The 6,441-nt window shown below is 71.9% G+C and carries 8 protein-coding genes; 6 read left to right on the forward strand and 2 right to left on the reverse strand.

Going from position 1 to position 6,441, the window contains the following annotated elements; all coding sequences use genetic code 11:
- Positions 1–51: 51 nt before the first annotated feature.
- On the reverse strand, positions 52–1,014 hold the full coding sequence (locus ACFYPA_RS25420) for a right-handed parallel beta-helix repeat-containing protein (protein WP_389134318.1): 963 nt from the start codon (positions 1,012–1,014) through the stop codon (positions 52–54).
- Between the two features lie 348 nt (positions 1,015–1,362).
- On the opposite strand from ACFYPA_RS25420, the gene ACFYPA_RS25425 reads away from it, so the two are divergent.
- From ACFYPA_RS25425 to ACFYPA_RS25435, 3 genes are all read left to right on the forward strand, one after another.
- Complete coding sequence (locus ACFYPA_RS25425; protein ID WP_359083324.1) at positions 1,363–2,301, forward strand: PAC2 family protein; 939 nt, start codon at positions 1,363–1,365, stop codon at positions 2,299–2,301.
- A 44-nt stretch (positions 2,302–2,345) separates the two neighbouring features.
- Complete coding sequence (gene coaE, locus ACFYPA_RS25430) at positions 2,346–2,948, forward strand: dephospho-CoA kinase (RefSeq protein ID WP_389134320.1); 603 nt, start codon at positions 2,346–2,348, stop codon at positions 2,946–2,948.
- A 67-nt stretch (positions 2,949–3,015) separates the two neighbouring features.
- A complete protein-coding gene (locus tag ACFYPA_RS25435; RefSeq protein WP_359083326.1) occupies positions 3,016–3,384 on the forward strand; it encodes a tetratricopeptide repeat protein in 369 nt (122 codons plus the stop codon).
- 87 nt (positions 3,385–3,471) lie between these two features.
- On the opposite strand, the gene ACFYPA_RS25440 is transcribed toward ACFYPA_RS25435, so the two are convergent.
- Positions 3,472–3,750: a DUF6343 family protein gene (locus ACFYPA_RS25440; RefSeq protein WP_359314773.1), complete on the reverse strand. Its 279-nt coding sequence runs from the start codon at positions 3,748–3,750 to the stop codon at positions 3,472–3,474.
- Between the two features lie 81 nt (positions 3,751–3,831).
- Here ACFYPA_RS25440 and ACFYPA_RS25445 point away from each other — a divergent pair, with 81 nt between their 5' ends.
- From ACFYPA_RS25445 to ACFYPA_RS25455, 3 genes are all read left to right on the forward strand, one after another.
- On the forward strand, positions 3,832–4,950 hold the full coding sequence (locus tag ACFYPA_RS25445) for an ADP-ribosylglycohydrolase family protein (protein WP_359314776.1): 1,119 nt from the start codon (positions 3,832–3,834) through the stop codon (positions 4,948–4,950).
- 97 nt (positions 4,951–5,047) lie between these two features.
- A complete protein-coding gene (locus ACFYPA_RS25450) occupies positions 5,048–5,743 on the forward strand; it encodes a class I SAM-dependent methyltransferase (RefSeq protein ID WP_359083330.1) in 696 nt (231 codons plus the stop codon).
- 108 nt (positions 5,744–5,851) lie between these two features.
- Entirely contained in the window at positions 5,852–6,301 is a 450-nt protein-coding gene (locus ACFYPA_RS25455) for a DoxX family protein (RefSeq protein ID WP_359083332.1), read from the forward strand.
- Positions 6,302–6,441: the final 140 nt, after the last annotated feature.

The following is a 6,441-nucleotide window of genomic DNA, read 5'->3' on the forward strand; positions in this document are numbered from 1 at the left end:
GAGGCCCGCTCCCTTCGGGGGGCGGGCCTCACTCGTTTCCGCGACGTGCTGTTACGGGGTGACGGCGATGTTGGTGAGGCCGTTGCCGCCGGTCACGGTGTTGCTCGCGTGGACCGTGGTGGGGCAGTTCGCGCTGTAGTTGGTGACGTTGACCGCGAGCCGCTTGGCGCCCGTCGAGCCGGACAGGTCCGAGGCGTTGTCCTTGAAGACCGTCCCGCAGCCCCAGCCGCTCTGCTGGGTGTGGGTCTCGTAGCCGTTGTCGGTCGTACGGGAGCCGTGATTGCCCTGGACCAGGACGTCGTTGCCTTTCACATCGACCCAGGAGTCGTCGTAGTTGGCGCCCGTCAGCCCGCTGCCGTCGAAGGTGTTGCCGACGATGCGCGCCCCGGTGGTGCCCTCCTTGATGTCGACGTTCTCGCCGCCGACGTCCGGCCCGATGGTGTTGTCCAGGATCTGCACCCGGTCGCTCCGGTCGGACAGGTCGCCGGCCGTGCCGACGTAGACGCCCTCGCCCATCCCGCGGCCGTCGTGCCCGGTGTCGTAGATCCGTGAGTCGCGGATGACCCCGTTGCTGCTGGACCTGCGGAAGTGGACGCCCTCCATGTCCAGGTCGTGGACGGTCACCGATTCGATGACCACGCCGTTGGCACTGTCGGCCATGATGCCCTTCTGGCCGCCCGTGACCGTGATGCCCCGCACCGTCCAGTACGAGGCGCCGTTGAGGTGCAGTCCGTAGCCGCCACCGGCCCTGAGCACCGCCCCCGGCGAGCCGGTCAGAGTGATGCGCGCGGAGGCGGTGCCGGGCACGAGTGCCTTGAAGTTGCCGGTGTACGTGCCGTCCGCGAGGTGGATCGTGTCGCCGGGGGCGGCCGCGGTGAGCGCCGACTTGAGCTGCGACGCGGTGTTCACCTCGATGACCGTGGCGGCCTCTGCCGGGCCGGCGGAGGCGAGGGCGAGCGTGCCGGTGGCGAGAGCGGTGGCCAGCAGGGCGGGGAGCGAGGTGCGGGTGCGCATGGGGGTGCCTTCCCGTGGGGGTCCAGAGCGTTCTCGTACATGAATGTGGGGCGAGTGCCTGAACGTGCTGCCCCGTGACGGTAGAGATGGGGCAGGGGCATGTCAAGGTCTGGACCATTGCCCGCGCGTGACGCGAGCAGCGTGACCACCGGGAACCGTGCGGATGCCGCGTACGGCTGACGGGGCGTGAACTCGCCACCGGGCCATCGGCGTTCACCGCGGTCCGGAGGGCGATCACGGCACTGCACCCGCGCGTACGTGGGTAAACACCATGTGAACGGGCGCGGATGGGAATGACCGCGCCACCCGGGGCGTTCTTCTTCAGGAACACAAGGAGGAGCGGTAACCGTGCCTGATCCGCAGAGTTTGTACGAATGGGAGCCGAAGGGCCTGGCTGTCGTCGACATGGCGCTCGCCCAGGAGTCGGCCGGCCTGGTCATGCTCTACCACTTCGAGGGATACATCGACGCGGGTGAGACCGGTGAGCAGATCGTCGACGGGCTGCTCGAATCGCTGCCCCATCAGGTCGTGGCCCGCTTCGACCACGACCGCCTCGTCGACTACCGCGCCCGGCGCCCGCTGCTGACGTTCAAGCGCGACCGATGGGCGGCGTACGAGACGCCGACGCTGGACGTCCGGGTGGTCCAGGACGCCACCGGCGCCCCCTTCCTGCTGCTGTCCGGCCCCGAGCCCGACGTGGAGTGGGAGCGCTTCGCCGCCGCCGTCGAGCAGATCGTCGAGCGGCTCGGTGTCCGCCTCGCCGTGACCTTCCACGGCATCCCGATGGGCGTTCCGCACACCCGCCCGGTCGGCGTCACCCCGCACGGCAACCGCACCGACCTCATGCCGGGCCACCGCAGCCCGTTCGACGAGGCGCAGGTGCCCGGCTCGGCCGCGGCCCTCGTCGAGTACCGGCTGATGGAGGCCGGACACGACGTGCTCGGTGTCGCCGCACACGTGCCGCACTACGTCGCCCGCTCCGCCTACCCCGACGCCGCGCTCACCGCGCTGGAGTCGATCACGGCAGCCACCGGACTCGTCCTGCCGGCCGTCGCCCACTCGCTGCGCACCGAGGCGCACCGCACCCAGACGGAGATCGACCGCCAGATCGACCAGGGAGACGAGGAGCTGGTGTCCCTGGTCGAGGGCCTCGAGCACCAGTACGACGCGGTCGCGGGTTCCGAGACCCGCGGCAATCTGGTCGCCGAGCCGGTCGAGCTGCCGTCGGCCGACGAGATCGGCCTCGAATTCGAACGGTTCCTGGCCGAGCGCGAAGGCGACGGCTGACCGGGCCCGGCGTGACCCGAACGGCAGGGCCTAAACTGCCGCCCATGCTGAAAGTGGGCCTGACCGGTGGCATCGGCGCCGGCAAGAGCGAAGTGTCCCGGATGCTCGTCGGCTACGGAGCCGTCCTCATCGACGCCGACCGGATCGCCCGCGAGGTCGTCGAGCCCGGCACTCCCGGGCTCGACGCCGTCGTCGGGGAGTTCGGGGCCGGCGTCCTCACTTCCGAGGGGGCGCTGGACCGGCCGAAGCTCGGCTTGATCGTCTTCGCCGACGCCGAGCGCCTCGCCGCGCTCAACGCGATCGTCCACCCGCTGGTCGGTGCCCGCTCCGCCGAGCTGGAACGCGCGGCGGGCCCCGATTCCGTCGTCGTCCACGACGTGCCCCTCCTCACGGAGAACGGCCTCGCCCCGCTCTATGACCTGGTCGTCGTGGTCGACGCGGCACCGGAGACCCAGCTGAGCCGTCTCGTACACCTCCGCGGGATGACGGAGCAGGAGGCGCGCGCCAGGATGGCCGCGCAGGCCACCCGGGAGCAGCGGCGCGCGGTGGCCGACCTGGTCATCGACAACGACGGGCCGATCGGGGCCCTGGAACCGCAGGTCCGCGCGGTCTGGGCGGAACTGACCCGGCGGGCCGCGGCCGCCTGACCCCGGGCCGGAACACCGGTGGCCGGGCCGACGTTCACCGGGTGGTGGACGAGGGAAGGATGGAACCGTGCCCGAGAGGAACCCCGAAACACACGTCATCGACTTCCGTGCGGCCGAGCAGTTGCTCGCGGCGCGCGATCCCCGTGGTGCGGTCCAGCTGCTCGACTCCGTGATCGCCTCCCATCCGGAGAACACCGCGGCCCGGCTGCTGCGCGCCCGCGCCTTCTTCGCGGCGGCCCAACTGCGCCCTGCCGAGCTTGAGTTCGAACTGGTCCTGGAGCGGGAGCCGGACAACGCGTTCGCACACTTCGCCCTCGCCCGGACCTTCGAGCGCTCCGGTCATCCGGAGCGCGCCAGGCGCCACTTCCGGCTGGCGGCGGCGCTGGATCCGAACCCCGAGTACCTGAAGGCGGCCCGTTTCGAAGCGGAGGGGTAGGGCTTCGGCTCGGTGTGGAGGAACAGGGTTCCGGCTCGACGCGGCGGGCCAGGGCCCGGTTTGGACGCGGCGGGGCAGGGCTCCGGCTCAGTGCCCGTACCGTCTCCGTCCCCCGTGATCGGGCTCGTACGGTGGGACGGTGCGGCCCGGCTGGTAGTGCGACCCCTGATGCAGGCGGTGGACGATCACGGTCAGGTCGATCAGGACCAGCAGGAGGAGTATCCCGCAGGCCGTCGCCCACCCGGCTCTGCCGGTGAGGGTGAAGGCCGTCAGGCCGAAGACGGCCCAGGCCAGGCCCCATAGACTCAGCCAGAGCCGCATCCGCAGAGGACTGCGGGCAGTCGTCGGTTCGTTACCGGTACGCATGGCGATCGCCTCTCCTACCAGCATGGACCCGCGACGGCCTCGTGCGGTCGTCCGGCGCGTAAAAAAAGGGGTGGGGCAGGCATGAACGGCACAGCAGGGGGAGACGCGGCAGTCCGCAGGGCCCGGGTCCGCGGGTGTCTGCTGGGCGGGGCGATAGGGGACGCGCTGGGAAACCCGGTGGAGTTCCTGTCGCTCGCCGGCATCCGCCGGGCGCACGGGGAGCAGGGCGTGCGGGGGCTGACCGCGGATGAGGAAGGGGCCGTCGGACGTGTCACGGACGACACCCAGATGACCCTCTTCACGGTCGAGGGGCTGATCAGGGCGCACTCCCGGGCCATGTCCAAGGGGATCGGCGGCGCCGAGACGGCGATCATCAAGCACGCGTACCTGCGCTGGCTCGACACCCAGAATCACCCAGCCCCGCCGGTTCGCGGCGGGGACGACCTCGTCCGGACCGGATGGCTCCGTCAGCAGCCCTGGCTGTACGTGCGGCGGGCCCCCGGAAACGCCTGCCTGACCGGGTTGGCGGCCGGGCACGTCCCCGACCCGAGGGGCCCGATCGGTGAGCCGGGCCCCGTCAACACCGGGTCCAAGGGCTGCGGCACGGTCATGCGTTCCGCACCCTTCGGCCTGACCGGCGGGGACGCGGCCGGAAGCTTCGCCCTCGCCGCCCGGTGCGCGCAGATCACCCACGGCCACCCCACCGGTGCCTACGCCGCCGGCGCGTTCGCCGCGATCGTCGCGCATCTGCTGGAGGGCGACTCCCTGCCGGGATCCGTCCTGCGGGCCATGGACCTGCTGGCCCGCCACCCCGGGCACGAGGAGACGACCGCCGCTCTGCGCGGAGCGGTGGAGCTGGCCGCACAGGGCGCGCCGAGCGCCGAGAAGGTGGAGTCGCTCGGCGCCGGCTGGGTGGCCGAGGAGGCCCTGGCCATCGCCGTGTACTGCGCGCTGGTCCTGCCGGAGGCCGGACAGGTCGGCGAGTCGCTGCTGCTCTCGGTCAACCACTCGGGCGACAGCGACTCCACCGGCGCGGTCTGCGGCAATCTGCTCGGCGTCCGCCACGGCGACACGCACCTTCCGCCGTCGTGGCTGGTGCTCACCGAGGGGCGGGCCGTGATCGCCGAGATGGCCGACGACCTGTCCCTGGAGTTCGAGCACACGCTCACGTGGCCGGAGGGCCGGTACCCGGGGTGCTGACCGGGCGGTCCGGTCAGCACCTCAACGCCGCACTGGTCGCCCGCCGTTCCGTGTGAGACGGGGGAACGGCGGGAGCCGACCGTTCGTTCGGCCGAGTATGAGTGAACGAGTGGTACGTGAGGGATATGCGGGGACGGGGCCCGGCGCGATCACCCCGGACGGCTGCGCGGTCGAGCTGTACACCCGCCTGGCCGTCGCCGACGAGCCGGACGTGATCGCCGCCGCCGTTCCTGCCGGATCGAGCATTCTGGAGCTGGGCAGCGGGGCGGGCCGGGTGACGCATCCCCTGGTCGAGCGCGGGTTCGACGTCACGGCGGTGGACGAGTCGGCGCAGATGCTGGAGCAGGTGCGCGGCGCACGGACCGTGTGCAGCCCCATCGAGTCCCTGGACCTCGGTGACGAGACCTTCGACGTGGTCATGCTGGCGTCGTTCCTGGTGCACGCGGGCGACCACCGGGTGCGGGACGGGCTGCTGCGGACCTGCCGCAGGTACGTGCGCGACGGCGGAGTGGTGCTCTTCCAGCGCGAGGGCGAGGACTATCACACGGATCTGCCGCGCGAGCGCGTCCATCCTGCCGGGTACACGGTCCGGATCGTCTCCGCGGAACCCGTCGGCGACGGGGTGGACTCGGTGCTCTGCGAGTACGAGTTCGCGGATGCGCGCTGGACCCAGACCTTCCTCTCGCGGCCCCTGACGAAGGAGCGGTTCGAGGGCTGTCTGGACGCGGCCGGGTTGCGGGTGGACCGCTACCTCACCGACGACGGCATCTGGGTGAGGGCCGTGCCCAAGTAACGCGGAAGAACCGCGAATTCACGGGCGGCGAAGCGATGAGTCCGGCGTGGAACACCGGTCTGACCTTGTGTGAGCGACACCGAGCACCGCTTCCCCGAGGAGACCGCCATGTCCGAGAGCACGACTGCCGTGTCCACGTCCGCCACCCCCGCATCCCCTTCTGCCGCACCCGGCCACCGTCGCCGCGGTGCGGTCGCACTGACCGTGGCGCGGTACGCCCTCGCCCTGTTCCTGGGCTTCAGCGGAATCGCCAAGCTGATCGCCCATGAGTCCGCGATCGAGTCCTTCGACCGGATGGGCTGGAGCCACGGTGCGATGTACGCCATCGGCGGACTGGAGACGGCCGGGGCGATCGCCCTGCTGATCCCGGTTCTCGCGGGGGTGGCGGCCATCGCCTTCTGCGGGCTGCTGGCGGGGGCGTCGATCGTCCAGTTGACGCTTCTCGACCCGCCGAACGCGGTGATGCCCGTGGTCCTGATCGTGGTGATGGCCCTGATCGCCCGGGACCGCCGTGAGGGGACGGCGGCGCTGATCGCGCTGGTCCGCCGCGGTGCGTGAGAGCGGACACGGGCGCGGGGCTGGGGCGCGGGGGGGCCCCGGGGGGGGGGGGGGGGCCCCCGCGCCGGCGCGCCGGGGGGGCCCCCGGGGGGGGGGCGGGGGGCGCGCGGGGGGGGGGCCCCCCCGCGCCGCCGCGCGCG

Source organism: Streptomyces sp. NPDC005775 (genome assembly GCF_042871565.1).
Taxonomy (GTDB): domain Bacteria; phylum Actinomycetota; class Actinomycetes; order Streptomycetales; family Streptomycetaceae; genus Streptomyces.

Coding starts and splice junctions, on each gene's coding strand:
- ACFYPA_RS25440 (WP_359314773.1), bottom strand. CDS start 3,750: ATGCGTACCGGTAACGAACCGACGACTGCCCGCAGTCCTCTGCGGATG.
- coaE (WP_389134320.1), top strand. CDS start 2,346: ATGCTGAAAGTGGGCCTGACCGGTGGCATCGGCGCCGGCAAGAGCGAA.
- ACFYPA_RS25420 (WP_389134318.1), bottom strand. CDS start 1,014: ATGCGCACCCGCACCTCGCTCCCCGCCCTGCTGGCCACCGCTCTCGCC.
- ACFYPA_RS25450 (WP_359083330.1), top strand. CDS start 5,048: ATGAGTGAACGAGTGGTACGTGAGGGATATGCGGGGACGGGGCCCGGC.
- ACFYPA_RS25445 (WP_359314776.1), top strand. CDS start 3,832: ATGAACGGCACAGCAGGGGGAGACGCGGCAGTCCGCAGGGCCCGGGTC.
- ACFYPA_RS25455 (WP_359083332.1), top strand. CDS start 5,852: ATGTCCGAGAGCACGACTGCCGTGTCCACGTCCGCCACCCCCGCATCC.